The organism is Amycolatopsis orientalis DSM 43388 (assembly GCF_000411975.1).
Lineage (GTDB): Bacteria > Actinomycetota > Actinomycetes > Mycobacteriales > Pseudonocardiaceae > Amycolatopsis > Amycolatopsis orientalis_D.
Window position 1 is genome coordinate 18,639 of the sequence record NZ_ASXG01000157.1, and the last position, 25,371, is coordinate 44,009.

20 protein-coding genes and 1 pseudogene are annotated in these 25,371 nt (G+C 71.2%); 11 read left to right on the forward strand and 10 right to left on the reverse strand.

Going from position 1 to position 25,371, the window contains the following annotated elements:
• Positions 1-311: 311 nt before the first annotated feature.
• Positions 312-1,610: an NAD(P)/FAD-dependent oxidoreductase gene (locus L942_RS32265; protein ID WP_037367616.1), complete on the reverse strand. Its 1,299-nt coding sequence runs from the start codon at positions 1,608-1,610 to the stop codon at positions 312-314.
• Between the two features lie 279 nt (positions 1,611-1,889).
• Between L942_RS32265 and L942_RS32270 the strand changes: the two genes are divergently transcribed.
• Complete coding sequence (locus tag L942_RS32270) at positions 1,890-3,161, forward strand: PucR family transcriptional regulator (RefSeq protein WP_037367617.1); 1,272 nt, start codon at positions 1,890-1,892, stop codon at positions 3,159-3,161.
• A gap of 96 nt (positions 3,162-3,257) precedes the next feature.
• On the opposite strand, the gene L942_RS32275 is transcribed toward L942_RS32270, so the two are convergent.
• Complete coding sequence (locus tag L942_RS32275) at positions 3,258-5,336, reverse strand: prolyl oligopeptidase family serine peptidase (RefSeq protein ID WP_037367618.1); 2,079 nt, start codon at positions 5,334-5,336, stop codon at positions 3,258-3,260.
• 253 nt (positions 5,337-5,589) lie between these two features.
• Here L942_RS32275 and L942_RS32280 point away from each other — a divergent pair, with 253 nt between their 5' ends.
• The 4 genes from L942_RS32280 (at position 5,590) to L942_RS32295 (ending at position 10,107) form a co-directional block, all read left to right on the forward strand.
• The gene (locus tag L942_RS32280) at positions 5,590-6,048 is read left to right on the forward strand and encodes an SRPBCC family protein (RefSeq protein ID WP_106965111.1); all 459 of its coding nucleotides are present in this window, start codon (positions 5,590-5,592) and stop codon (positions 6,046-6,048) included.
• The gene (locus L942_RS32285) at positions 6,045-7,457 is read left to right on the forward strand and encodes an MFS transporter (protein WP_051166401.1); all 1,413 of its coding nucleotides are present in this window, start codon (positions 6,045-6,047) and stop codon (positions 7,455-7,457) included. The genes L942_RS32280 and L942_RS32285 overlap by 4 nt, the downstream gene beginning before the upstream one ends.
• A gap of 33 nt (positions 7,458-7,490) precedes the next feature.
• Positions 7,491-9,212 carry a DUF885 domain-containing protein gene (locus tag L942_RS42260; RefSeq protein WP_051166402.1) on the forward strand — a complete coding sequence of 574 codons (1,722 nt, stop codon included), beginning with the start codon at positions 7,491-7,493 and terminating at the stop codon, positions 9,210-9,212.
• A 91-nt stretch (positions 9,213-9,303) separates the two neighbouring features.
• Complete coding sequence (locus L942_RS32295) at positions 9,304-10,107, forward strand: IclR family transcriptional regulator (protein ID WP_037367620.1); 804 nt, start codon at positions 9,304-9,306, stop codon at positions 10,105-10,107.
• 260 nt (positions 10,108-10,367) lie between these two features.
• Here L942_RS32295 and L942_RS46050 read toward each other — a convergent pair.
• Positions 10,368-11,465: pseudogene (locus L942_RS46050) on the reverse strand (alpha/beta fold hydrolase); the annotation flags it as partial.
• 31 nt (positions 11,466-11,496) lie between these two features.
• The gene (locus L942_RS32305) at positions 11,497-12,261 is read right to left on the reverse strand and encodes a group II truncated hemoglobin (protein ID WP_037367623.1); all 765 of its coding nucleotides are present in this window, start codon (positions 12,259-12,261) and stop codon (positions 11,497-11,499) included.
• Positions 12,262-12,341: 80 nt separating this feature from the next.
• Between L942_RS32305 and L942_RS32310 the strand changes: the two genes are divergently transcribed.
• The gene (locus L942_RS32310; RefSeq protein ID WP_037367624.1) at positions 12,342-12,677 is read left to right on the forward strand and encodes a winged helix-turn-helix transcriptional regulator; all 336 of its coding nucleotides are present in this window, start codon (positions 12,342-12,344) and stop codon (positions 12,675-12,677) included.
• A gap of 3 nt (positions 12,678-12,680) precedes the next feature.
• On the opposite strand, the gene L942_RS32315 is transcribed toward L942_RS32310, so the two are convergent.
• Positions 12,681-13,040 carry a DUF488 domain-containing protein gene (locus L942_RS32315; protein ID WP_037367625.1) on the reverse strand — a complete coding sequence of 120 codons (360 nt, stop codon included), beginning with the start codon at positions 13,038-13,040 and terminating at the stop codon, positions 12,681-12,683.
• 94 nt (positions 13,041-13,134) lie between these two features.
• Between L942_RS32315 and L942_RS32320 the strand changes: the two genes are divergently transcribed.
• The 3 genes from L942_RS32320 to L942_RS42265 all read left to right on the forward strand — a co-directional run bounded on the left by L942_RS32320 (position 13,135) and on the right by L942_RS42265 (position 15,356).
• Positions 13,135-13,947, forward strand: coding sequence for a LysR family transcriptional regulator (locus L942_RS32320; RefSeq protein WP_051166403.1), 813 nt, complete (start codon positions 13,135-13,137; stop codon positions 13,945-13,947).
• Between the two features lie 93 nt (positions 13,948-14,040).
• On the forward strand, positions 14,041-14,652 hold the full coding sequence (locus L942_RS32325; protein ID WP_081655323.1) for a TetR/AcrR family transcriptional regulator: 612 nt from the start codon (positions 14,041-14,043) through the stop codon (positions 14,650-14,652).
• 107 nt (positions 14,653-14,759) lie between these two features.
• Positions 14,760-15,356: a DUF3159 domain-containing protein gene (locus L942_RS42265; protein WP_051166405.1), complete on the forward strand. Its 597-nt coding sequence runs from the start codon at positions 14,760-14,762 to the stop codon at positions 15,354-15,356.
• Here the strand turns inward: L942_RS42265 and L942_RS32335 are convergent.
• Positions 15,313-16,152: a GH25 family lysozyme gene (locus L942_RS32335; RefSeq protein WP_200862998.1), complete on the reverse strand. Its 840-nt coding sequence runs from the start codon at positions 16,150-16,152 to the stop codon at positions 15,313-15,315. The two genes, L942_RS42265 and L942_RS32335, sit on opposite strands and share 44 nt — an antisense overlap.
• Positions 16,153-16,364: 212 nt before the next feature.
• Between L942_RS32335 and L942_RS32340 the strand changes: the two genes are divergently transcribed.
• Together L942_RS32340 and L942_RS32345 are read left to right on the forward strand one after the other, a co-directional pair.
• Positions 16,365-17,282 carry a DUF5829 family protein gene (locus L942_RS32340; RefSeq protein ID WP_106965113.1) on the forward strand — a complete coding sequence of 306 codons (918 nt, stop codon included), beginning with the start codon at positions 16,365-16,367 and terminating at the stop codon, positions 17,280-17,282.
• A 159-nt stretch (positions 17,283-17,441) separates the two neighbouring features.
• The gene (locus L942_RS32345) at positions 17,442-18,194 is read left to right on the forward strand and encodes a hypothetical protein (protein ID WP_200862999.1); all 753 of its coding nucleotides are present in this window, start codon (positions 17,442-17,444) and stop codon (positions 18,192-18,194) included.
• A gap of 57 nt (positions 18,195-18,251) precedes the next feature.
• On the opposite strand, the gene L942_RS32350 is transcribed toward L942_RS32345, so the two are convergent.
• Genes L942_RS32350 through benA form a run of 4 tightly spaced genes read right to left on the reverse strand, consistent with a single transcriptional unit; the run spans position 18,252 to position 25,293 of the window.
• Positions 18,252-20,885 carry a LuxR C-terminal-related transcriptional regulator gene (locus tag L942_RS32350; RefSeq protein WP_081655325.1) on the reverse strand — a complete coding sequence of 878 codons (2,634 nt, stop codon included), beginning with the start codon at positions 20,883-20,885 and terminating at the stop codon, positions 18,252-18,254.
• 29 nt (positions 20,886-20,914) lie between these two features.
• A complete protein-coding gene (gene benC, locus L942_RS45655; protein WP_037367627.1) occupies positions 20,915-23,404 on the reverse strand; it encodes a benzoate 1,2-dioxygenase electron transfer component BenC in 2,490 nt (829 codons plus the stop codon).
• Positions 23,405-23,416: 12 nt separating this feature from the next.
• Positions 23,417-23,926 carry a benzoate 1,2-dioxygenase small subunit gene (benB, locus tag L942_RS32360; protein ID WP_037367628.1) on the reverse strand — a complete coding sequence of 170 codons (510 nt, stop codon included), beginning with the start codon at positions 23,924-23,926 and terminating at the stop codon, positions 23,417-23,419.
• Positions 23,923-25,293 (reverse strand): benzoate 1,2-dioxygenase large subunit, encoded by a 1,371-nt coding sequence (benA, locus tag L942_RS32365; RefSeq protein WP_037367629.1) that lies wholly within the window; start codon positions 25,291-25,293, stop codon positions 23,923-23,925. The genes benB and benA overlap by 4 nt, the downstream gene beginning before the upstream one ends.
• Positions 25,294-25,371 lie beyond the last annotated feature (78 nt).

The window sequence follows — 25,371 nt, forward strand, 5'->3', positions numbered from 1 at the left end:
TCCTCCCACCGGACGCCGCCGCTGCCGGTGAGCGGGACGACGCGGCCCCGCGCGGCGGGTCCCGTCGCACATCGGGTTCGACAGCCGGGAGCGCGGCCGGTTGCCCGCGATCGCGTTGCCCGGCGGACGGCCGGACGATCACCTGACGGCAGGCACGCAGACGAAGGCGGACACACTCGCGGCGTCCTGACCGGGCAGCGCTACCCGGACCGAGGATTCCGCTGGCCAACGGCCTGGACCGGGCGGGAAAAAGACCTCGCTGTCTGCTTAGGACCTTCCAGACCGCCCCGCACCACGGCAGGCCGCGCGGCTCAACCGAGCACCGTGCCCGAGCTTTCCGTGTTGCGCGGGCGTTTGCGGGAGAAGGCCGAGAGGTCGATTTCCAGCCCGGTGTGCTCGCCGAGATACCGTGCCGGTCGGGCGTCGTGGTCGGCGCCGTTCTCGGTCTGTTCGATGATCGCGGCGAGGAACTTGCCGACGACCGGGGCGTTTTTGAACTGGTTGCCGCTGGTGCCCATGGCGACGTAGAACCCGTCGAGCTCGGTGCGGTCGTAGATCGGGGTCCAGTCGTCGGCGACGTCGTAGACCCCCACGACCCCCCGCGCCCGGTTCGGGACCGTCAGCTCGGGCAGCCGCCGGGCGGCACGGGTCACCTGCGCCTCGAACACCGCCATGGTCGGGTGCGCGGCGACCGCGTCCGGATCGTCCGCCCACTGCAGCGGATCGCACTCCGGTTCCGTGCCGCCGACCAGCAGGCCCCCGCCCGCCTCGCCGCGCAGATACGTCCCCAGGTCCATGTCCGCCACCGAAATCCCGACCCCGGAGCCCGTTTGATACCCCGGCGGCGCCGGCACGTGCGCGACCTCCTGGCGCAAGGGCCGGCACGACACCGTGAAATCCGCACCCACCCCGGCCAGCTCGTTGACCCGCGTCGACCACGGACCGGCGGCGTTGACCACCACGGCGCACGGAATCCGGCTCCCGTCGCCCAGCACCACCGCACTGACGCGGCCACCGGCCCGCTCGACGCCGCACACGGTCGTGTGGAACCGGAACTTCGCACCGTGGAAGCGCGCGGCGGCGGCCAGGTTCTGCGCCGCCAGCGCCGGATCGCTCACGAACCCCGCGTCCGGCGTGTACACCGCGCCCAATGTGGACTCCGCGTCCGCCCAGAACCGGTTGTCGTCAAGGCGTTTCGGCGGCCAGTAACTGCCGACGTCGATCCCCGGTATCCGTTCCCGCAGTTCCGCGCTCGACCACTCTTCGAACGGGACGCCGACCTCCTTGAACAGCGGCACGTACGCCGACCGCGGCGCGGCGGGGACGTCCAGCATCGCCAGCCCGCACCGCTCGAACCTGGCCAGCTGCCCGACGTCGCAGCCGAGGTGTTCCGCCCATGCCGCCCAGGCGAAATGCGCCTCCCAGGACGCGGAAACCCCGGCCAGCGTGGAAAAGTTGAACCGCACCACCGCACTCGAAGCGGCCGTGGAACCGTGCCCCGGCGCGCCGGCCTTGTCGACGACCGTCACCCGCCACCCGCGTCTGCCGAGTTCCAGCGCGATCGAAGCACCGACGACACCCGAACCGATCACCACGACATCGGCGGCCATGGAACCCCACTCCCCTCACGGTAACCCCGTGCGCCGCAACCATCACGCACGATGACCCCGCCATTGTCGGCAGGCCCGGAGGCACGCGGCATCAAGCAATCGCCGCATCTCCGCGCGCGAAACCGCGACCGCTGTCGTCCCCGCCGCGCTGCCGGTTCCGAAGCCCGCACGCGTCGTCTGTCGCACCGGACCGCCGCCGGGTACGACAGGTGTCGCTTGTCCTCGAAGGCGTGGTGCGGGATGGTGGACCCTGGCCCGTTCCAGCGGAGGTAAGCGCGCATGGCTGACGAACTGCAGGAGGTCGTGGACAGCCTGGCCGAGCGGCTGCAGCGGTCGGTGGCGATCGACGACCCGCAGATCCGGCTGCTCGCGGCGAGCCGCCATTTCGGCGACGAGGACCCCACGCGGGTTTTCTCGGTGCTCAACCGTTCGCTCGACCCGCGGCTGTGCGAGCAGATCCTCGCCAACGGCATCGCGCAGTGGACGAGCCCGGGCCTGGTGGTCGTGCCGAACGAAGGAACGCTGCCGCGGCTGTGCGTCCCGATCCGCTGCGCCGGTCTGCTGCTGGGCTATCTGTGGCTCATCGACCCCGACGACACGCTGACCGAGCAGGACAAGGAGAGCGCGCGGGAAGCCGCTGAACGCGCCGGCGTCGTGCTGTACCGGGACCTCATCGTGCACGAACGGACTCGGGCCCGGCACGAGGCGATCCTGTGGGAGCTGGTGGCCACCGACCCCGCCATCCGGGCGCAGGCAGTCGAGGACCTGCGTGCCGAGCAGCTGTTCCCCGCGACGGCCATGCACTTCCAGGTGCTCGGCGTGCAGCACCGGGGAGCCGAATCCCCGCAGGCGGTCGCCATGGAGGCGGCGCTCGAGGACGCACAGGACACGATCGCGCAGTACTGTCCGGTGCCGGGAGCCGCGCTCGTCGCCGCGAACAAGTCCCGGGCCTGGCTGGTCCTCGCCCAGCCGCGGCCGTTGTCGCGTCGCGAGCTGGACACCGTCTGCGACCGCCTCACCGCGCGCTTCGACCAGCTCACCCGCCACGACGGACAACTCGTCCTCGGCCTCGGAGGCCCCGTCTCCCGGATCGAGGACACCATCGAGTCGTACCGGCAGGCATTCCTCTCGGTGCGCGCGGCCCAGCTCGTGCCGTCCATCGGGCCGATCGCCCGCTGGGACGAGCTGGGCCCCTACGCGCTCCTGATGAAAATGCCCGCCGAGGATCTGCTCGCCGCCGCGGAGATGCCCGCGCTCGCCACGCTGGAACGCGAAGACGGCCAGCGCGGACTCGTCACCACCCTGGAAGCGTTCCTCGACAACGCGGGCGACGTCGCCCGTACCGCGGGCGAACTCAAGGTGCACCGGGCTACCTTGTACCACCGGCTCAAACGCGTCGAAGCGATCACCGGCTGCGACCTGAACCGAGGCGAGGACCGGCTCACCCTCCACTTGGGACTGAAACTGCGCACCCTTGCCGCCGCCTACCGCGACCAGACCACCGCGGCGACTCCGGAAAGCTCCTCCGCCCCGCTCCGCTCCGTGTCCTGACCGAGCCCGCACCGGCCACGGCATCCCAAGACCGCGCGCCCCGCCGTTGTTGCGAGGCACGCCGTTGCTGACGCCCGACGGCACGACCTCCTCCGGCTAGCCGGCGGCTGGCGTCATGCCGAGGTGGTCCATCACGAACGCGAGGATCTCGGCGTGGTGTTCGATGGCCTGCGTTCGCGTCGCCGGCAGGTGTCCGTAGTCCTTCCGGACCCGCAGCAACGGCTTGTTGGCGGCGCTGGCCGCGCGCAGCCGCGCGGTGAAGACGCGGCCGTGGAACGGCTCGCAGCCGAAGTCGTGTTCCCCGAAAATCTGCAGCACAGCCGGGTGCCGCACGCCGACGCGAATGTTGTGGTACGGGGAAAAGGCGGCGAGACGACGGGAATCCTCGGGGTCCGTGACGTCTCCGTAGTCCTCGAGGAAAGCCCCGCGCGCTTCCGTGGCCGCGGGGTTGTCGGGGCTCTGGAATTCCAGCATGTCCAGCAGGGGGACATCGGCCACCACCGCGCCCCAGAGATCCGGCCGCCGCACGAGCGCGACCCCGGCGAGCATGCCGCCGTTGCTCTTGCCGTAGAACGCCAGCCGTCCGGGTTCGCTCACCCCGGTCGCGATCAGCTCGTCGGCCACCGCGAACAGGTCGTCGAACGTGTTCTGTTTGTTGGCCAGGCGTCCGGCTTCGTACCATTCCCGGCCGTATTCGGCTCCGCCGCGAAGGTTCGCCTGCACGTACACGCCGCCCGCGGCGAGGAACGGCCCGACATTCCCGAGATAGTGGGGCATCAGCGCCTGGTTGAAGCCTCCGTAGGCTTCGATGAGGGCCGGCTGCGGCGTGCTGCGGTCGAGATCGGTCCGGTGGACGGCGAAGTACGGGATCCGGGCGCCGTCCCGGCTGGTGGCGAACCCGCGCTCGACGGCCAGGTCCGGAAAGGCCCGGCTGCTCTCGCTCAGCTGGCCGAGTTCGTTCGTTTCGGGCAGGTAGCGGTAGTCGACCGACGCCTGCCGGAAGGTCTCGTGGGTGAACGTCAGCTCGGCGGAACGCTCGAAACGGCGGGCGGCCATCGCGGTCGGCGAGGAACCGGAACCGGGCATCGGGATGGCCGCCTTCGCCTCGCCGGTCGCGCCGACCACCCGGAATTCCACGGCGATGTCCCGGATCTCGCAGACGACCAGGTCGTCGCCGAGCGTGCGGACGCACCGCAGGACCGCTTCGGACTCCGGCACCAGTTCGCGCCAGGTGCGTTCGTCGGCGGAGGTGGCGACCGGGATGGCGACCACCCGGCCGCGGGGCGCGCCGGCGGTGACCACCGCGACGTAGGTGTCGTCGTCGTACCACACCCCGTGGCATTCGCCGGGGTAATCGGCGGGGAGAAAGGGCCGCCACTCGCCGGTGGCGCGGTCCAGGAGGCGGCAGGCGATCTGCTCGTGCTGTCCGGCGAGGGCGACGACGCGGGCGCCGTCCGGAGACACCTGGGCGGTGAGCGTGAAAGTGTTGTGCGGGAGCTGGTCGTGGGGAAACACGGTGTCGGCCTCGCCGGCGGTGCCCGCGGTGACCGGGACGAAGCGCAGCCGATGCTCGCCGGCGTCCGTGCGGTCGGCCGTGTAGAAGCCGGTACCGTCCGGCAGCCAGCCGGGAGTCGCGCCCGCGGCGATGTGGCGCGGCGCCTCGACGGGCAGCAGCCGGCCGTCTTCGGTGCTGACGACGTGCAGCGTGCCGATCGCCTGTCCCAGCGGGTAGGCGGCGAACACGACCCGGGTTCCGTCGGGGGTCGGTTCGTACCAGAGCAACTGCGCGTCCTGGCCGAACGCGGGGTCGCGCGGGTCGACGAGAAGAGTGCGAGGGCCGTCCGCGGTCTCCGAAACCCACAGGCCCAGCGTCGGATCCTCGGCGGCCACCGCGGCGAGGCGGAACCAGAACCGGCCCATCCGGCGCGGCGTCGTGGTCCCCCAGATCTCCGCGTTCGACGGCTGGTCCGCGACGGTCCGTTCGAGCTGGTCGCGGATCTCGGCGAAATGCGCCCAGCCGCGGATCGCGGCCGTGGCGGCGGCGTTCTCCCGTTCCTGCCAGGCAAGCGTTTCCGGGCTGTTCTCCCGCAGCCAGCGGTGCTCGTCGGTGAACGTCACCGCCCCGACCGTCACGACCTGCTCATTGGTCTTTCCGTCCGCCGTTTCCGTCGTCACCCGGGCTCCTCGGTTCTGCGTGGGCAAGGAACGCGTTCCGCGCCAATCGTGGCGTTCAGCTTAGGATTCGCCGCGGCGTCCGGCCCTGGCCAAACGTCGCGACTCCCGGCCCCGGCGCGCGACAGACGTCGCCTTCGCCAGATGTCGGACCGCGGCGCCGAACTGCCCGACGTTTGCCCAATTCTCCTCGGCGAGTCCGCATCGCAAGCTGGGTGCCGGGTTCGCCGCCTTCGCCCCCCGCCTGGAGGTATTCATGTCCGCACGAATGGTCGACCTGGTCACCCGCAACGCCGTCGAGATCCTCGCGGAACCGGAAGCGGTCTGGCCGTTGCTGCTCGACCCGGACAGGTGGAAACAGGGGGCGAAACCGGTCCGGGAATCCGGCGAGGAGGGCGCCGTCGGGGAGGTCCGGGTCGCCCGGGAGGAGGTCGACGGCGTCGAGTACCGCCTCGCCGTCGAGACGGTGGTGCTCGAACCGCCCTTCCGCAAGGTCGTGAAGCTGCTGACCGGCGCGCCGCACGATCCGGGGTGGGCCGCGTGGCAGCTCGTCCCGCTGGCCGGCTCGACGCTGGTGAGCTACGAGGTCTACAGCCGGCACGAAATGGACGGCGGGACGACCGCGGACGATTACCGGGCCGCGAACGAGCTCCGCTTCGACGCCGAACTCGCCACGCTCAAGCGGCTGGTCGAGGCGGGAGGTGGCGCCCGATGAAAAATGAAACTGTGGCGAGCGGCCGGCCGGCGACTCGGGGCCGCACGCGATCGGTGAGCGCGTTGCTGGTCGGCGCCGTGCTCGTCTACGGCTTGCTCGAAGCCATGATCGTGCCCGCGCTGCCGCTGATTCAACGCGGAATCGGCGCCACCCAGGCGGAAGCCGGGTGGATCATCTCGGCGATGGCGCTCGTGGGCGCGGTCGCCACCCCGGTCGTCAGCAGGCTCGCCGACATCCGCGACCGGAGAGGCGTTTTCCTCGGGGTGCTCGCGATCGTCTTCGCGGGGATCGCGACCGCGGGGCTGGCCTCCTCGGTCCTGGTGTTCGCGATCGGCCAGGGCCTGCAAGGCGCCGGGGTCGGCCTGGTGCCGCTCGCCGTGGGCATCGTCCGCGACACCGAACCGCCCGAGCGGCTGCGCCGGACGAACGGCCTGTTCGTCGGAGGACTCGCCGTCGCCAACGCGGCCGGGGTGCTGCTGGCCGGGCCGCTCCTGTCCACGCTCCCGTACCAGTGGCTGTACTGGATGGCGTTGATCGTGCTCGTTCCGCTGCTGGGGTTCGCGGTCGTCGCGATGCCCTCTTACCCGCCTTCGGCGCGCGGCAGGGTCGATTCGATCGGCGCTGCTCTGCTCGGCCTCGGAGTGGTCGCGCTCCTGCTGGCCATCACGTTCGTCGCTTCGACCGGGTGGACCTCGGCTCCCGTGCTGGGGCTGGGCGCGGCGGCGATCGTCGCGCTGGCGGGGTTCGTGCTCGTCGAGCGACGGGTCGCCGACCCCCTCGTGGACCTGCGGCTGGGCGGCTCCTCGGTGCTGATCGTGCACGTGACCGCGTTCGCCGCGGGGGTGTCCTCGGCGGTGCTGATGATCGCGGTCCCGAGGATCGCGGCCGCGCCGGCGGCGACCGGGTACGGGCTGGGGTCGACCGCGGTCGCCACCGGGCTGATCATGTTCCCGCTCGGGGTGCTCGGCGCGATCTCCGCCCCGCTGACCGGCCGGCTGGAACGGCTGGTCGGGTCGCGCATGGTCATGGTGCTTTCCGGGGTGCTGCTGGTCGCGGCGGGACTGATCATGGTGAGCGGCCGGTCCAGCGCGTTCGTGCTCGCCGTCGGCGCCGGGCTGGTCGGCGTGGCCATCGGCACCGGGCTCACCCAGGGCGTCAACATCATCGCAATCACGCTTCCCGCCGACCGCGTCGCCAGCGTCACCGGGCTCGCCTACGTGCTGCGCGCCGTCGGCAACGCGGTCGGCGCCCAATTGGCCGCGACCGTCATGGCCCTCGATCTGATTCCGGGCACCCAGCTGCCGACCTGGAACGCCATCACCTGGGTCTTCCTCGGTGCGGGCGCGGTAGGCGCGCTGGTGGCAGCGGTGTCCTTCCGGCTCCCCGCGCGGCTGACCGCCGCGCACTGACCCGCGCGCATCCGACCGAGCAAGGAGACGCTCATGGCCCCGACCGTCCGAGCCCTCGCCGACCGGGTGTGGGACCACGTCCTGCGCACCGAGCCGCACTACGCGCTGCGCGCCGGCCACCCCGTCGAGCACCTGCCGAGCGGGTCGCTCGACGAGGCGGAAGAACGGACCGCGACGGGGCGGTCCGTGCGGGCGGCACTCGCCGGAATCGACGAGGCCGCGCTCGGCCGGGACGAGCGGGACACGGTCGCGCTGCTGCGCTTCATCGCCGAGCATTGGGCGGGCGCGGACCAGTCGTGGTGGTGGCACTTCCCGGTCGCGCCTTACCAACTGTTCGACCTCAGTTTCACCGCGCCCCAAGCGTTCGACGCGATCACCTTCGCCGACCCGAACGCCGATGTCGAGCGTTTCCGTTCCCTCGCAAGGGATCTCGCTCGGCGGGTACGCGGCGCGGAGGCGAAGCTTCGTGCGCAGGCCGAGCGCGGGTGGGGAACACCGCGAGCGGCCTTGCCGGGATTCGTCTCCGCCGTCTCCGCCGTCGCCGGCCTGCGTGCCGCGATGCAGCGGTGGCTCACCCTGGACGAGCACCGCGTCGAGCCCCTCTCCCCGGCGCTGCGAGGCAAGCTCGCCGACGGGCTTGGCCGCGCCGCGACGAACGACATTCTCCCCGCGGTCGACTCCCTGCTGCGCTACCTCGAGGGTCCGGCGCGGGACACCGCGGCACCGGGAGCCGGGCTCGCCCGCTACCCCGGCGGCGAGGAAGCCTACCGGCGGCTGGTACGGCAGTACGCCTCTTACGACATCTCGCCGGAGCAGGTGCACGAACTCGGGCAAGCCCAGGTCGCCGAGCTCACCGAGAACATGGCGAAACTGCGCTCCGAGGCCGGGTTCGACGGCGACGAAGCCGCCTACCGGAGCGTGCTCGAGGCGGACGAACGATTCCACGCCCGCCGCGCCGAGGACGTCGCCGCGACCTACCGGCGTCACCTCGCCGCCATCGAACCGCTGCTCGGGCAATGGTTCTCGGTGATGCCCAAGGCGCCGCACGCGGTCGAACGCCTCGATCCGGAACTCGAAGCCGGACTGTCCTATGGCTACTACGAACCACCCGGGCCAGCCCATCCCGCGGGTCGTTATCGCTACAACGGATCCGGGCTCGACGGCCGATCCCAGATCAACGCGGCGACCCTGATCTTCCACGAACTCGTTCCCGGGCACCACTTCCACCTCGCGCGCCAAGAGGAAGACACCGCGCTGCACCCGATCCGCGGCCGGTTCGCCCCCGAATTGCTCGGCGCCTACACCGAAGGCTGGGCCGAATACGCCGCCTCGCTCGGGATGGAAATGGGCCTCTACTCCGACCCCTGGGACCGGTACGGCCACTACGTGCACCAGCGCCTCACTGCGCAACGACTCGTCGTCGACACCGGGCTCAACGCCTTTGGCTGGTCCCTGGAGGAGGCGGCGGCGTACATGGCGTCCACGACCTTGGAATCGCCGCAGCAGATCCACACCGAAACGCTGCGCTACTCAACGGACATGCCCGGCCAAGCGCTCGGCTATCGCCTCGGCTTCCTCAAGTTCTGGGAACTGCGCGAGCAAGCCGCGCGGACACTCGGTAGCGCCTTCGACGTCCGCGCCTTCCACGAAGTCGTCCTCGGCCCTGGCGCCCTCCCGCTCACCGCGGTCAGCGCGAACACGGCGGACTTCGCTGCGGGGCACACTCCAGGCCGCCCTGCCACTTGGGCGGGGTGAAAGCGGCGCGCCGCGTGTTGACGCCGCGCCCGGACGCCGTGCTACCGTCCAAAACTAGAAACAATTTCAATTCGTCCGCGAGGAGCACAGCATGACGGTTGTCGCGACGGACCCCTCGCCGAACCGCGCCCTGCCGCCGTCGATGGTCGAGCGGATGACGCTGATCCTCGACGCCTTCGCCGCTCCGAGCACCCGGCTCACGCTCGAACAGGTCGCGCGCACGACCCGTCTCCCCCGTTCGACCGCGCACCGCATCCTCGACCAGCTCGTGCGGCTGCGGTGGCTGTCGCATTCGCCGTCCGGGTACGCGCTCGGTGCCCGGGCGCTGAACCTCGGCGGCACCGGCGGCAACCACCTCGAACTGCGCGAAGCGGCCGCGGCGGTGCTGCACGAACTGCAGTTGCGCACCGGAATGGTCGCGCATCTGGCGATCCTCGACGGCGCGGATGTCCGGTATCTGGACAAGGTCGGCGGCCGGTTCGCCGCGGTCGTCCCGTCGCGCGTCGGCGGCCGCGCGCCCGCGCAGTGCACCGCGCTCGGCAAGGCGATGCTCGCGTGGCTGCCCGCGGAACAGGTCGAGGACCGGATCCCGCCGGCGCTCGGCCGCCAGACCAGCCGGACGATCTGCGACCAGGTGACGTTGCACCGCGAACTCGGCTGGATCCGCGATCGCAACGGCCTCGCCTTCGATCGCGGCGAGTGTTTCCCGGACATCTCCTGCGTCGCCGCTGCCGTCCGAGGCCCGGAAGGACCGGAGGCCGCGATCTCCCTGGTCGGCGACGCGCACACGGCGCTGGAGCGCGTCGCGCCGCTGGTCGTGGCCGCCGCGCGGCAGGTCACCCAAGAGCTGTACCCGATGGTTCGGCCGCGCGGGGCCGAACCTGCCTGGAACTGATCGTCCACAAAGGACTCTCCGGCAACCGGGACACCACCGGCGCGGATGGTGGCACTGTCTCGGGGTGGCCGAGAGCATCGCCGACGGCACGCCGAATCACCGCGTTCGGCAGGGCGTCGCGCGGGAGGGGCTGGCGCATCTCTCGGACGGGAAGCTCCGGCGCGGCAGTCGACGGTCAAGAACCCGCGCACCGCGGAGTGGAAGCCAGCCGGATCCTCCACCCACGGCAGGTGCCCGGCGGACAGCCGCACCCGGGTCGCCACCGGCAGCGCCCGTTCCAGCGAATCCACCGCCCACCGCGGACGGATGTCGTCCGCCCCGTCCACGATCAACGTCGGCACTTGCAGCGTTTCGCACTGACCACGCAGGTCGGGGGAACGCTCGTGGTTGAGGGCCGCGTTGCACTCGAAATTCACGCCGAACCACGGATCAGCCATCGCTTCGGCGTGCTGCAACGCGTGCTCGCGGTCGGCGAAGTCCGCGGACCATTGCTGGACGCAGTACTCCCGGTCTTCCTCCGCGGTCCGGTCCCGCCGCTGCAGCGACTCCCAGCGCGCCAAATGACCGCCGAGTGCGGCGCGGAGGTTGCGCTCGTAGTCCGGGTGCCAGGTCGAGTCGTCGTCGATTCCGGTGCCGGAGACGTAAATCAGCTTCGTCACGCGGTCCGGATGCGCCAGCGTGTAGCGCAACGCCAGCTGCGCGCCCCAGGAATGGCCCAGCAGCGCGACGCGGTCCCAGCCGAAATGGGCGCGGACCGCGTCGAGATCGGCCATCGTCCGCTCGACCGAGTACGGGCCCTGACGCTGTGATCGGCCGCATCCTCGCTGGTCCCAGCGGCAGACCGAGGCAGCTGCCGAGAGGTCGGCCGCGACGTCCGCCATCATGTCCCACAGACCCGGGCCGCCGTGGCAGAAGACGACTGGTTCGCCGTTTCCCGCCCGGGCAGCCCACAGCCGGATCCCGTCCGCAGTCCGCACCGCTTGTTCCACGCGACGCAGTATCGCCCACCGTCGGCGCTGCGCTCGTGCCTCATCAGCAGGATGATCGCCGCGCCGCCGGGCGGTTTTGCGCCAACGTGCTGGCGGAACCGCAAGCCGAGCGTGCGGCCGCTTCGGATCCCGCCATGGAGTTCGCTTCGAAGCGCCGGATTGGGAGCTTCCTGCTGGGGCACCGCGGAATTGCCCGGCGTGCTGCTGCGCGAGATCGAGACCGTGCACGACCACGACGTCATCCTCGGCCGGGTGCTCGCACGACCAGCCGACGATTTCCCGCTGCGGGGAGTTCGGCGGCAGACGAGGTCCCGGGCTGTTTCTGGTGCTGTGCTCCGCGATCTGCGCGCTTGGGGTACGCGGAATCATCCGGCGCTCGCGCCGGACGGGGTAGCCCGGATCAGCTTCCGGTCCACGGCGGAGCCGAACCCCAGCCCCACCGGGGCACCGGCTGGTCGGCCGCGGGCCCGGCGTCCGGTGCGGAGAACGCCACCGCGAGCCTGCTCCCCCATTCCAGATAGCCGGCGAGCGCGGCCCGGAACTCCGGATCGGCGGGCAATCCGACCTCGTCGGCGGTGGCCAGCAGCAGCGAAACCCACCGGTGCCGCTGCGGTTCGGTGATCGCGCGGCCGGCGTGCCTGCCGACCATGTGCGCGTGCCCGCCGTGCCTCGCGGTGTACTCGGCCGGGCCACCGAACACCTCGCCGAGCCAGGCCGCCACGTGCGCGGGATGGTCCGGGCTCATCCCGGCGAACACCTCGGCGAGCAGGTCGTCCCCGGGCACCTTCGCGTAGAACGCCTCGGTCAGCCTGGCCAGCGCCGCCGCTCCCCCGGCCCATTCGTACAGCGTCGGCACCGCGCCGCCCGGACCGGCGACCTCGGTGCGTGCGTAGTGCCGCATCTCCTCGATGCTTTCGACATAGGGCCGGATCTCGGCGAAGAACGCGGCGAAATGGGGGCCGGCCCGGAACCCCTGGAGGTGCGCCTCGGCGGAAGTCCAGACGATGCGCAGGACATAGCTGCCCGGCTCGTCGACCGCGCGAGCGAGTTCGTAGTCGTGGCATTGTTCGGCGGCGGCCAGCGACTTGGCCGCGCGCCGGTAGGCGTCCTCGAAAGCCGCCTGCCCGCCGTCGGGAATGCGGTAGCGGAGGTACTCGATGATCACCGGATCAGCCAAGCACGCGGCGAGCGGCGCGCCTAGTACGCACTTGCCGGTGCGTACCCGCGGCGGGCGATGATGGAGGAATGAAAGCGCGCTACTCCTGTGCGGTCGAGCTGGCCGTCGACGTCATGGGCGGGAAGTGGAAACCGGTGATCCTGGCGCGGCTCAAGGAAGGACCGCACCGGTACGGCCAGCTGCGCCGGGCCATTCCGTCGATCACCGAGAAGGTGCTGACCGAGCAGCTGCGGGAGCTGGCCGCGGCCGGGCTGGTGCACCGGACCGAGGTGGACGGCCGGGTGCCGACGGTCGAGTACCGGCTGACCCCGGAAGGCGACGAGCTGCGCCCGGCGTTGACCGCGTTGTACGAATGGGGCAGCCGGTATGCCGAGCGCAACGGCATCGCGGTCGGCACTTCCTGACCGCTACGCGCGCAGCAGGTCGGCCAGCACCGCTGCCTCGCTGATGTCGCTGCGCTTCGTCGCGGTCAGCAGAGTCAGCGGGCCCTTTTTCGCCAGTGCGCGCAAGTGGTCCAGTGCTTCCGCGCGTTCCGGCTCTTCGAGTTCCGAGCGGTAGCGTTTCGCGAATTCCTCGTAGCGGTCGGGGTCGTGCGCGTACCACTTGCGCAGTTCCGTCGACGGGGAGATCTGCTTGAGCCAGTCGTCCAGATGCGCGCGGTCCTTGCTCACTCCGCGCGGCCACAACCGGTCGACCAAGACCCGCGCGCCGTCGGAGGATTCCGGCTCGTCGTAGACCCGGCGCACCTGGATTTGGCGGTTGCTCATCGGGACAGCGGCTCCTTCCGGCTTCGGCGTCCGTCGCCGTCCAGCGTCCGCCGTCGCCCGCGACGGCGCAAACCAAGGGGTATAACCCCCGGGTATGGAACTGCGCCAGCTGCGGTACTTCGTCGCCGTGTTCACCGAGGGGTCGATCAGCCGGGCGGCCGCGTCGCTGATGATGTCGCAGCCCGCGCTGACCCGGCAGATCCGCGTCCTCGAACGCGAACTCGGCACGCCCTTGTTCGACCGGGTGCCGACTGGCGTGCAGGCGACGGTGGCCGGCCGGGCATTGCACGAGCACGCGCGGCAGCTGCTGCGGCTCGCCGACGCGACGCGGGAGGTCACGCGGTCCGCGGCGCCGGTCAAAGAGCAGGTCGAAATCGCGTTGCCGCCGGGGATTCCGCAGGATTGGGTGCTCGCGGCGCTGGCGGAGATCCGCCGTCAGGCACCCGGCGCCGCGCTGTCCTTTTTGGACGCCAGCAGCACCGAGCAACTGCGGATGCTCGGCGAGGGCCGGATCGACATCGGGCTGGTCCACCAGAACCCGCCGTCCACCCTGCACGGGCGGATGTTGTTCGAGCATCCGTTCGGCGTCGCGATCCGGCCCGGCCACCCGCTTTTCGGCCGCGCCGAGTGCCGGTTGCGGGACCTCGACGACGTCCGGGTGCTCGCCCACGCGCGGGCCCAGGCGCCGGCGGGACACGACCGGATGCTCGCCGCGGCGCACGGGCTCGGGGTGTCGCCGAACTGGCGATTCGCCCGGTTCACCGAAAACGCGCTGGCCTGCGCGGAGGCCGTCGAGGCGGACGCGGTGCTGCTGAGCCGCCCCAGCGCCGCCCGCATGCTGCCCGGCTGGGCCTGGAGCGAACTCGTCGAACCGAGCGTTCCGCTGACCACCTGGGCAACCTGCTAGCCGCAGACCCGGCGGATCGTCAGCGCGGTCCTGGAAGCGCTGCCCGGAATTTAGCGTTGCACCGTTACGCAACACTGTATTACTATCCTGGGCGTGAGCCCGAGACAGCGCGACGCCGCGCTTCGCGAAAGCCTTCTGGCAACGGCCGCCCAAGTGCTCGCCGAGGAAGGCGGCCCGGCCTTGTCGACTCGGCGGCTGGCCCGCGAACTGGGTGTGTCGACGACAGCGGTGTACACCTATTTCGGCAGTGTCGAGCAGTTGCGCCGGGAGGTGCGGCTGGAGGGATTCCGCCGGCTCGAAGCCACGCTGGACCCGCCCGGCAAGGACCCGGTGGCCGCCCTCGCCGGAGCGGCGGCGGCCTTTTTCCGGTTCGGAATGGCCGAACCGCACCTGTACCGGGCGATGTTCGTCGACCGTCCGCTGGACGACGACCGCGCGGGCGAGGCCTGTTTCCTGCTGCTGCGTAAGATTTTCGCCGAGGCCGTGGGAGCCGGCCGGTTTCCCGGCGTGCCCGCGGAGCAAGCGGAAATGGGCGCGGCCCAGGTGTGGAGCACGCAGCACGGGCTGGCGACGATGGTGCTCAGCGGAGCTTTGCCGGAGGCCGCGGGACGGGCGACGCTCGCGGATCTGCTGGTGCGGCTGGCGATCGGGTACGGCGACGCCCCGGACCAAGCGGCCCGGTCAGTATCGGAAGCACTGAAATGAGGCGGCGTTTTCCCCGCCGCACAGCGAACCCCGCGGCGAGACCGCGGTCCGGCGACACGCGGCCGGCCGGCGACCGCCCGCCGCGGATCGACACGCCGGGCGGCATAGTGCTGTCCGCGATCCCCTCGGCGGTTCTCGCGCCGCTCAACGCCGTCGCGGGCACGGGAATCGCCGTGGCAGCCGCGGCCGTCCTCGCCGCCGTGCTCGCCGCGGTCCGGATCCGGCGCGGGGATCCGAAGGGGCCGGCGTTCGGCGGCCTGGCCGGCGTCGCCATCGCCGGGTTCGTCGCTTGGCAGACCGGATCCGGCGGCGGGCTCTTCCTGCCCGACCTCGTCTGGTACCTGCTGGCGGCGCTGGTGCTGGCCGGGTCGCTCGTCGTCCGGCGCCCGCTCGTCGGGATCGGCTGGGCGGCGGTGGCGCGCGGCGGGACTGGCCGCGCCGACCACCGCCGGTTCGCGCTCGCGACCGCGCTCCTCGCCGCCGGCTTCCTCGTCCGGGCGGGCGTGACCGGGCTGCTCGGCCTCGCCCCGCACAACCCCTGGCTGGTCGCGGCGAAAGTCGCGACCGGGCTGCCGGGCACGCTCGCCGGTCTGGCGGTCGTCGCCTGGGCGCGGCCCCGTCCGGGAGCCCGGCCGGACCCGGCTCCCGGACCTGCCCGCGTCAGCCGGTGGCCAGCACCTTCAGCCGGTCGATGCCCGCGCTGAAGTAGTCCTGGTCGAGCGGCGTCGAGGTGTACTGCCAGAAGGTGTAGAAGCCCCAGTTGTACGGCAGCGTCCCCGGTGACGACGCGTACGCCGCCACCCACAGCGGGTTGGTCGAGCTGAAATCGCCCTGGTTGCCGGTGCACTGGGTCCACCAGCTGTTCGCCGTGTAGATCACCGGCCAGCGCGACGTCTTCGCGTGGTACTCGTCGCTGAACGCCTTGATCCACGACACCATCGCGGACTGGCTCAGCCCGTAGCAGGCCGAGTTCGGCCCCCATTCGATGTCGAGCGTGCCGGGCAGGGTCTTGCCGTCGCCGGACCAGCCCCCGCCGTGCGCGACGAAGTAGTCGGCCTGCGCCGCGCCGCCGGACAGATCCGGACGGCCGTAGTGGTACGCGCCGCGGATCATGCCGACGCCATACGATCCGTTGTACTGCTGGGCGAAGTCCGGGTTCTGGTATCCGGTGCCCTCCGTCGCCTTGACGTAGGCGAACCGCTTGCCCTGGTTCCACCAGGACTGCCAGTCGACCGCGCCCTGGTAACTGCTCACGTCGATGCCCGCGGTGGTCGTCTCGGCCGACGCCGGCGCGGCCGCCGGGCCGCCGGGGTCGTGCGCCCGGACGGAGGCGCCCATCTGATGGTTGTCCGGAGTCTCGGCCGAGGTGCTCGCGGCCGCGGCAGGTGCGGCCGCGGCGGCCGGCGCGGTCGCCACGAGCAGGGCGGCGGCCGCGGCGAGCACCGCTCCGGTCAGGCGGCGGCGCGCCCTCCCGGCGGGCCCCCAGTGGGGAGTGGTCATGACAGGTCCTTTCGGATGCCCTCGCGACGTGCCACCCGATCGGACGGCACGAGGACCCGATTCTGTTACTAAATGTGATGCACTGTCACTGCTCCAAGTGAACTAATTTCCACTTCACCGGACAATGAGAAAGACATTCTCGGTAGGCCGTTGCGGTCGAGTTCCCGGAAACCCCCCACCGGCCGCGCCTGTCCGCCTTACGCTGCTCCGCCATGTCGACACCACGAAGAACCCGGACCATCCTCCAGTTCCTGGCCGTGCTGCTGGCCCTGGCCACCACTGGCGCCGCCACCGCGCAGGCGGACGAGCCGGCCCTGCTGCACTTCAACCATTCCTACGGCGTTCTCGACCGGGAGACCGCCGACGCCATCGAACATTCGGCCTATCTCAAGGACTTCGCGAACTTCCAGGTCCGCACCACGACCGGCGCGGGCGGCGAGAAGTGGACCGGCCGGTACCTGATGGGCCGGGAAACCTACCTGGAGCTGTTCGGGATCGGCGACGTCCCCGGCAAGGACGGCGACCTCGGTTCGGCGGGCCTGGGAGTCTCGGTCGAACACGCCGGTCAACTGTCCACAGTGGTCCAGCGCCTGCGCGACGCGGGCCTCGCGAACCCGGTGCTGTTCGAGCAGACCCGCGACTTCGGCGACGGCAAGCCGGTCCCGTGGTTCGACGCGGTCCTCACCACCGACCAGTACGACGCCTTCAGCGCCTGGGGCATGGAATACCGCCCGGAGTACTTCGCCGACCCGCGCGGCAACACCGGTCCCGCGCAGTACCCCGGCGACGTCAGCCGCGACCGCTACCTGCCCGACGACTACCGCGACCACCAGATGCGCGACGTCACCGGCATCCGCCTGGGCATCACCGCCCGCGACCTCGACAGCACGCTGCCGCTGCTGCGCGCCGGAGGAATGGCGGTGCGCCAGTTCCCCCACGGCGCCCTCGCGTCCGACGGGATGACCACGATCCGCTTCGACGCGGTTCCGCCGGACCAGGTCGGGCTGCGGCAGATCGACCTGGCCCTCAACCACCCCGCCGGCACCAGGCACGTCGAGAAGCTGGGCCGCTCGACCCTCGTCGTCGGTCCCGGCGCGCACGCGCGCTGGACGTTCGACATCCGCGGCTGATTCCGTCCGCGAGGGGAGCTCCGGGACCCTCGGGTTCCCCTCGCGAGCGGTCGGCCGAGGTCGCGGAAATCCGGTGGTCCCCGCCGGTAAGTTGATCGATATCCCGGTGCGCCGGGAACGACGGCCCGGCACACCGGGTCTCTTACGAGGGGAATCGCCTTGCCCAAGAGTTCTGTCCTGTCCATCGCCGCCGCGATTGCCGCGGTTGCCGCGTTGGCGGCGTGTTCGCCGGGAACCGCCGCGGCGCCGGCGGAATCCGCCGCCGCGCGGCCCGAGCCCTTCGGCGCGGCCGGGTACCGCGGCGTCGCCCCGGGGATGGCCAAAGAAGCGGCGCTCGCCACCGGGAAACTCGCCGGCGCCCCGGTCTCCGCGCTGGACGGCTGCACGGTCCTGAGCTGGCAGGGCGGCCCCGCGCCGGACCCGGCCAAGCTGGCCGCCGAGGCCGAGGCACAGCGGAAGGCCGACGACCTCTACGCGAAGTCCGACGCGGCGGACAAGGCAGCGAAGCACAGCACCGGCACCTCCGCCGCGGAGCTGGCCAAAGCCGCCGCCCAGGACGCGGAAGCGGCGCAACTGGCGGCCGACTCCGCGATGGCGAGCGCCGACCTGGCGGGCAAGCGGGAAGAACGCGACAAGGCGTTCGCCGCGGCGGGTGGCGCGTCCTTCGGCAAGAACGGCCTGCACGCCCTCGGCGCCCCGCCCGACGCCAAGACCGCGGAGGGCATCGGCATCGGATCCTCGCTGGCCGACCTGCACAAGGCGTACGACGCGCGCGGCCTGAAGCTCGGCGCGGCCGGGCGGTTCGAGCTGCCCATCGCGGAAAAACCGGGCTGGCGCTTCGAATTCACCCCGGCCGACAACGGCACCGTCCGCGGAGTGGCGATCACCGACGGCGCGCCGAAGTGCCGCTGACCTACAGTCCATAGTGGACGATCGAGGGCCTCCCCGCCGTTGCCGGCGAGGAGGCCCTCATTCGTCCGCGGAACGCAACACCGCCAGCTCGGTCCTCCCCCGGATCCCGAGCTTCGCGTAAATCCGCGTCAGGTGGTACTGCACGGTTTTCACCGACAAGAACAACTCCGCGGCCACCTCCCGATTGGACTGTCCCTGGGCCACCATCCGCGCCACCGCTTCCTCCTGCGGCGTCAGCCGATCCACTCCGCTGCGGGGCAGATGCACGCCCCCGGCCCGCAATTCCCGCTCGCATCGAGCCACATAGGTCACCGCCCCCATGGACGCGAATCCGTCCCGGGCCGCGACCAGTTGCGTGTCCGCCCGGGCGCGCCGTCCCAGCCGCCGCAACGTCTGTCCATACGCGAACGCGATCCGCGCCTGGTCGTACCGCAACGGCAACGATCCGATCATCTCCAGCGCCGCGTCGAACGCCGCCGCCGCTCCCGCGTGCTCGTTCCGCGCGCCCAGCAACCGCCCGCGCGCCGCCGCCAACCGGGCCCGCGCCGAGGCGTGCTCGCGTTTCCCCGCGGCCCGCTCGTGCGGAGCCAGAAACGCGTCCGCCTCCTCGGTCCGTCCACTGAGGACCAAGGCATGCGCGTACAAGTCGTGCCAAGGCCAATGCCCGGGTTCGTCCACCGAAGTCGGCAAGGTCCGCCGCGTCAACGGATGCAGGGCACGCAGCACCCCAGCGGAATCCGCCGCGGCCTCGGCGACCTGTGCCCGCGCCAGCAGCGCGGGCACGCGCATGATCTCGTAGTCCTGCGGACCGGCAGCACAGGCCAGCAACGCTTCCTCGGCCCGCCCCTGGTCCCCGCGCAACGCGTGCACCGCCGCCGAAGTCCAGTGCAGCAACGGCGCGGTCAGCACAATCCCCGTCCGGTCCACCAAGACGAGCGCTTCCCGGACCACCCGCAACGCGTCGTCCCATTCCCCGCTCAGGAACAACGTCCGCGCCAGCCAAGCCTGCGCCCACAACGAAATCCGCGCCGACCCGCCCAGATAGCTGGTCGGCACCGCGCTTTCCAGATCCACCCGGGCGTCGTCGATCCGGTCGGTGAGCAGATTCAGCCATCCCCGCGCCATCACGACCCGCTGCGCCTGCGCGCCGTGCCGGATCCGCTCGGCCAGCTGCGCGTAATCGCGCCGAGCCTGCTTGGCCCGCCCCGAAGCGGCCAGCCCGAGGCCCCGGATCGCCGCCGCCTCCACCGCCGCCGGAGTCTCCGGCACGGCCAGGTCCAGCGCGCGGTCCGCCCACCGCACCAGGTCTTCCGCGGAGTACCGGCAGAGCGCGTCAAGGACGTACCGCTGACAGATCAACGCGGCCGTCTCTGGATCCCTCGACGCGTTGACGATGTCCCAGGCCCGGCTCAACCGTCCGCCGGCTTCCGCGGCCCGGCCCCGCACCACCGCGAGGTAGCCCAGCACCGCGTCCCGCAACGGGGTCTCGCGCACGCTCTCGACTTCCGGGGCGAGCGCAGCGGCCCGGAACACGTCGCCCGCTCCGATCAGTGCGTCGACTGCCCGGGTGATCCGCGCCTGCCTAAGCTCCGCGTCTTCGGTGAGCCGCCCCGCGTCGTTGAGCAGCACCGCGGCCGTCCCCCACGCCCCCGCCGCGGCCCGCTCCACTGCCAGCGCGTCCAGCCGGTCCGCGACGCTCGCGTCCGGCACCGGACTGGCCGCGACCAGCAGCCGCAAGCTCCGCGCCGGATCCTCGACCAGCTCCGCCGCCCGCCGCTGGAGCTTCGACCGCCGCTCCGGCCCCAGTTCGGCGAGCACCGCCGCGCGCACCATCGGATCCGGCGGTCCCACCTCGGCGAGCCCGCGCGGCGCGAGTTCCACCAGCCGCGCCGCGCACGCCTCGTCCAGCACCGGCAGCGGGTCGCCGTCGAGATCGGCCAGCGACGCCACCGACCGCACCGCCGCCCCGGTCCCGAGCACCGCCGCGGCCGCGGCAAACCGTTCCGCCGCCGGAGAAAGCCGCGAGATTCGTTCGCGGACCGAAGCGGCGACCGCGGCCGGTGCGGGCAGATTCGGATCGAACCCGGCCCAGGTCGCGCGCGGGACCTCGGTCAGCAGCTGCACGACATGGCGCGGGCGGCCAAGCGTGTGACGGCACAGCCGTTCGGCCATCGTCGGATGCAACGCGATGCCGCGCGTCGAGGCCATTTCGGACACTTCGGCGGCATCGAGCGGCGGCACCCGGACCTCCTCGGCGGACATCCGCGAGAGCAGCTCCAAGACGTCCGCGCGAGCACGGGAATCACCGGTCGCGGCGGTGAGCAGCACCGTCGCGCGTGCCGCCGGATGGTGCCGCAGCAACGACGACAGCGCCCGCACCGAGTCCGCATCGGCCAGCTGCGCGTCGTCGACCACCAGCAACGTCCCCGGAACCAGCTCCGCCGCGATCCGCCCCGCGACCGGCAGCGGCCCGCCTTCCGTCGGCACGTCCGGGAACACCTGCCGCAGCACGGCGAACGCGCTGTCGCTCTCCCATTCCGCCGCGGTCGCGTGGAGCACCGGCCCGGCGAACGCCTCGGCGGCCCGCCGCGCGAGCGTGGTGCGCCCGCATCCGGCCGGACCGCACAGCAGTACCGCGCGACCCGCCCGGGACAGCAGGCCGGCCAGCTCCTCCGCCGCCGATCCGGTCACGGTCCTCCCCGTTTCGCCGAACGCCGCCGTCAGCCGGGATCGCCCCCGGCGACGGGCAGGACGGTGCCGGTGACGTACGAGGCCTCGTCCGAGGCCAGGAACGCGATGGCCGCGGCCTGCTCGTCCAGGGTGCCGTACCGCTTGAGCAATGACGACCCGACGGTCTGGTCGATGTGCGCCTGGAACCACTCCCGTTCCTGGTCGGTGGCCGGATCGGGGCCGCCGCGCGGGATCCGCCGCGGCGGGGCTTCGGTGCCGCCCGGCGCGGTCGCGACCACGCGGATGCCCGCGCCGGCGTACTCGAAGGCCAGCGACGCGGTGAGCGCGTTGATCCCGCCTTTCGCCGCCGAATACGGGATCCGGTGGATGCCGCGGGTGGCCGCCGACGAGACGTTGACGATCACCCCGCCGCCCCGCTGCGCCATCGACGGCAGCGCGGCCCGGCAGGAGAACAGCGTGGTCAGCAAGGACCGGCGCAGCTCCGCCTCGATCTCGTCCGGGGCGAATTCGGTGAACGGCTTGAACCGCAGCGCGCCGCCGACGTTGTTGACCAGCACGTCGATCCGGCCGAACCGGGCCAGCGCGGCTTCCGCGACCGCCTGCGCGCCGGACCAGGTCTCCAGGTCCGCGACCACCGCCGCGGCCTCGGGCAATTCGTCGGCCAGGCCGCTGACCAGGCCGGACCGGTCGGCGAGCACCAGCGTGCCGCCCTCCGCGGCGATCCGCCGGGCGGTGGCCTCGCCGATCCCCTGCGCGGCGCCGGTGACCACCACGACCTTGCCCGCGAACCGTCCCGGCGACAGGAATTTCGGCCCGGCCGCCGCGCCGCCCATGGCCCGCCGGGTGGTGACCTTCGACCGCTCCGCGTGCTCGGCCACCAGCCGGCGCGCGGCCGCCCGATCGCCGGACTCGAACGCGGCGACCAGGTCCAGGTGGTCTTGCGTGCAGCGCGGATGGCACCAGGTCGCGTTGCGCAGCGTCTCGGCCATGTGGCCTTTCACCCCGAGCGCCTGATACGCCTGCAGGAGGTGCTCGTTCCCGGTAAGGGTGAACAGGTAGTCGTGGAACGCCGCGTTGGTTTCGGTGTAGGCAGCGGCGTCCAGGAACCGGTCACCGTCCACATAGGGCACGGTCGACTCGGCCAGCAGCCGGTATCCGGCGAGCTGGCGCGAGGTCAGCCGCCCGATGGTCAGTTCGACCGCACCCAGTTCGAGGGCTTGCCGGGCCTCGAAAACGGCGTCCGATTCGTGCACCGACGGGTGTTCCTCGCCGATCTCGTACTCGCCCGGCGTCTCCTCCGGCGGCGGAAGCATTTCCTGTCCCGCGATCGTGCGCGCGACCCGCGCTTCCTCCGCCGCGGACAACGCCGCTCCGGCCCGCAGCGGGACCAGTTCGGCCGCCGGGAACAGCTCCTGCCCGGCCAGCGCGCGGCTCGCGACGAACTCCAGCTCCGGTTCGGGCTCCGGAAGCGCCGCGGCAACCGGCTCGACCGGGATCTCCGGGGTCCGCACCGGCGCGGCCAGCGCGAACTTCTCGTAGTAGAACCCGGTCGGCTCGAATCCGGCCGACGCGAAGTGCCCCCGCACCGCCTCGACCATCGGCGGCGGACCGCACAGGTACACCGCGACGTCCCCGCCGTGCAGGTGCTCGTCCCGGATCAACGTGGTCACGTAGCCCTTGTTCGGCGCGGCGCTCCCCGGATCCGAAACGCAGTAATCCCAGGTCAGCCCCGGCACTTCGGCCGCCAGCTTCTCCAGCGTCTCCGTCTCGACCAGGTCATCGTCGGTGCTCACCCCATACACCAGATGCGCCGGCCGGGTCGCGCCGGAAGCACGCATCGTGCGCACGATGGACAGAATGGGAGCGAGCCCGGTGCCGCCGGCCAGCAACAGCACCGGCCGGTCCGTCTCACGCAGGAAGAAACTGCCGTGCGGCCCGGTGAACGTCAGCCCGTCACCGGATTTCGCCCGCCCGGTCAGGTACTCCGACATGACGCCGCCCGGAGTGAGCTTCACCAGGAAGGTCAGCCGCTCGTCGTCCGGCGCGTTGCTGAACGAATAGGACCGCGTCGCCTCGGTCCCCGGAACCGTGATGTTCACGTACTGCCCGGGCAGAAACGCGAGCCGGTCCCGGTCCCGGATCTCCACCGTCAGCGACATCGTCGTCGGCGAAAGCCGTTCCAGCGCGACAAGAGTGCCGCGATGTTCCGCGGCCTGCGTCTTCGCGACCGCCGACGTGCTCGCGATCTGCAACACCAGATCGGACTTCGGCTTCATGCTGCACGGCAACACATAGCCGCGCTCGGCTTCGTCCGCGCTCAACGCGTCTTCGAGATAAGACCCGCCCTCGTACTCCCCCGATTCACAGAACGCTTTGCAGGTTCCGCACGCACCGTCGCGGCAATCGAGCGGAATGTTGATGCGCTGCCGATAGGACGCGTCCGCGACAGTCTGATCCGGCGCGCACGTGACGAAGCGCGTGACACCGTCCTCAAAGGACAGAGCGATCCGGTGGTTCATGACCGCCTCCGCTCAGAAGTGGTACACGTCGACGACGTGGTGGATGTAATCGTTCTTGAGCACCACGGTCTTCCGCCGGATCAACGGCGAAGGGCCGGAGAAATCGACGGTGCAGAACGAGGTCCCGTAATACGGGTCGACGGTGTGGTACCGGAAGTACATCGTGTGCCAGTTGAACCGCACGTCCACCAGGTCGCCGTGCCGTTCGATCAGCTCGACGTTCGTGATGTTGTGGCTGGTCCGCGGCTCCGGAACGGACGTCGCGCTCGACCGTTCGGTGCGGATCCGGAACACCCGGTCCTCGAGCCCGCCCTTGTTCGGGTAGTAGATCAGCGAAATGTCGCGCTGCGGGTCCTCGGTGAGCAGATCGTCGTCGCCCCACGACGGCATCCAGTACACGACGTCGTCGGCGTAGCACTCCAGCCACTTCTCGAACTCGCGGTCGTCCAGATACCGCGCCTCGCGATAGAGGAACTGCTCTACGTCGTGCTGAGTGATGGTCTTCTCGGCGGCGGCGGTCATCGGGCCTCTCCTCGAACGGCCTGCTCGCGGGCGATCGCCGCGCGCAGGGTTTCCTGCCAATACCCGTGCTGCACCGGATAAAGTCCCTCGTCCTCGTTCTTCCGCCCGGCCGAGACGACCCCGTCGAGCCCGAGCGACGACGCGACCTCGTCCGGCCCGGTGAGCCAATGCCGCGCCCCGCGGCTCATGTCGTTCCACGGCGCGGCCGTCGCGCGGAAGGTGAGCTGGCAGGACCGGAACTCCTCCAGGTCGTCCGGCGTCGCCATGCCCGAGGCGTTGAAGAAGTCCTCGTACTGCCGGATCCGCCACGCCCGCGCCCGCGCGCTCTCGCCCTTCGGCGCGATGCAGTAGATGGTGACCTCGGTCTTGTCCGGCGCGATCGGCCGGAAGTGCCGGATCTGCGTCGAGAACTGGTCCATCAGGTACACGTTGGGATACAGGCACAGATTCCGGGACCCGCGCACCATGAACTCGCCCTTGGCGGCGCCGTACTTCTCCTTCAGCTCCGCCATCCGCGGCCACAGCGGCCGGTCCTGCGGATTGCCCGCCCAGGTCCACAGGCACAGGTGCCCGTGCGGGAACGACCAGTACCCGCCGCCGGACTTGCCCCACGAACCGGCGTCGAGCGTCTTCGTGTCGTTCGCCGATTCGCCGGTGTTGCGCCGGGCGGTGGTGGCCGCGTAATTCCAGTGCGTCGCGGTGACGTGGTAGCCGTCCGCGCCGTTCTCCGCCTGGACCTTCCAGTTGCCGTCGTAGGTGTACGTGGAGGCCCCGCGCAGCACTTCAAGTCCGTCCGGCGACTGGTCCACGAGCATGTCGATGACCTTCGTGGCGTCGCCGAGGTGCTCGGTCAGCGGAAGGACGTCCGGGTTGAGGCTGCCGAACAGGAACCCGCGGTAGGAGTCGAAGCGGGCGACCTTCGTCAGGTCGTGCGAGCCGCCGGTGTCGAACGACTCCGGGTAGCCCGCGCCGTCCGGGTCCTTGACCTTCAGCAGCTTGCCGTCGTTGCGGAAGGTCCAGCCGTGGAACGGGCAGGTCAGCGTGGGCCGGTTGTCGCGTTTGCGGCGGCAGATCATCGCGCCGCGGTGCGCGCAGGCGTTGATCAGGCAATGCAGCTCGCCACCCTTGTCGCGGGTGATCACCACCGGTTGGCGTCCGATGGTCGTGGTGAAGTAGTCGCCGGGGTTCGGCAGCTGGCTCTCGTGCGCGAGGTAGATCCAGTTGCCCTCGAAGATGTGCTTCATCTCGAGTTCGAAGATCTCCTCGTCGGTGAAGATCCGGCGGTTCGCGCGGTAGACGCCCGCCTCCGGGTCTTCCACCACCGCGTCCGCGACTACCGAAGCGGCGTGGTCCAGCGTGTCGGTCATGACTCCTCCAACGGGCCTCTGATCTGCACTGATCGGCTCCCCACCAGGGCGTTTCCCGCACTGTGCCAGCCCGTGGCC

Bases quoted from the DNA above. Each gene is read 5' to 3' on its own strand.
- L942_RS32265 (WP_037367616.1), bottom strand. From the start codon at position 1,610: ATGGCCGCCGATGTCGTGGTGATCGGTTCGGGTGTCGTCGGTGCTTCG.
- L942_RS32270 (WP_037367617.1), top strand. From the start codon at position 1,890: ATGGCTGACGAACTGCAGGAGGTCGTGGACAGCCTGGCCGAGCGGCTG.
- L942_RS32280 (WP_106965111.1), top strand. From the start codon at position 5,590: ATGTCCGCACGAATGGTCGACCTGGTCACCCGCAACGCCGTCGAGATC.
- L942_RS32285 (WP_051166401.1), top strand. From the start codon at position 6,045: ATGAAAAATGAAACTGTGGCGAGCGGCCGGCCGGCGACTCGGGGCCGC.
- L942_RS42260 (WP_051166402.1), top strand. From the start codon at position 7,491: ATGGCCCCGACCGTCCGAGCCCTCGCCGACCGGGTGTGGGACCACGTC.
- L942_RS32295 (WP_037367620.1), top strand. From the start codon at position 9,304: ATGACGGTTGTCGCGACGGACCCCTCGCCGAACCGCGCCCTGCCGCCG.
- L942_RS32310 (WP_037367624.1), top strand. From the start codon at position 12,342: ATGAAAGCGCGCTACTCCTGTGCGGTCGAGCTGGCCGTCGACGTCATG.
- L942_RS32315 (WP_037367625.1), bottom strand. From the start codon at position 13,040: ATGAGCAACCGCCAAATCCAGGTGCGCCGGGTCTACGACGAGCCGGAA.
- L942_RS32320 (WP_051166403.1), top strand. From the start codon at position 13,135: ATGGAACTGCGCCAGCTGCGGTACTTCGTCGCCGTGTTCACCGAGGGG.
- L942_RS32335 (WP_200862998.1), bottom strand. From the start codon at position 16,152: ATGACCACTCCCCACTGGGGGCCCGCCGGGAGGGCGCGCCGCCGCCTG.
- L942_RS32340 (WP_106965113.1), top strand. From the start codon at position 16,365: ATGTCGACACCACGAAGAACCCGGACCATCCTCCAGTTCCTGGCCGTG.
- benC (WP_037367627.1), bottom strand. From the start codon at position 23,404: ATGAACCACCGGATCGCTCTGTCCTTTGAGGACGGTGTCACGCGCTTC.
- benB (WP_037367628.1), bottom strand. From the start codon at position 23,926: ATGACCGCCGCCGCCGAGAAGACCATCACTCAGCACGACGTAGAGCAG.
- benA (WP_037367629.1), bottom strand. From the start codon at position 25,293: ATGACCGACACGCTGGACCACGCCGCTTCGGTAGTCGCGGACGCGGTG.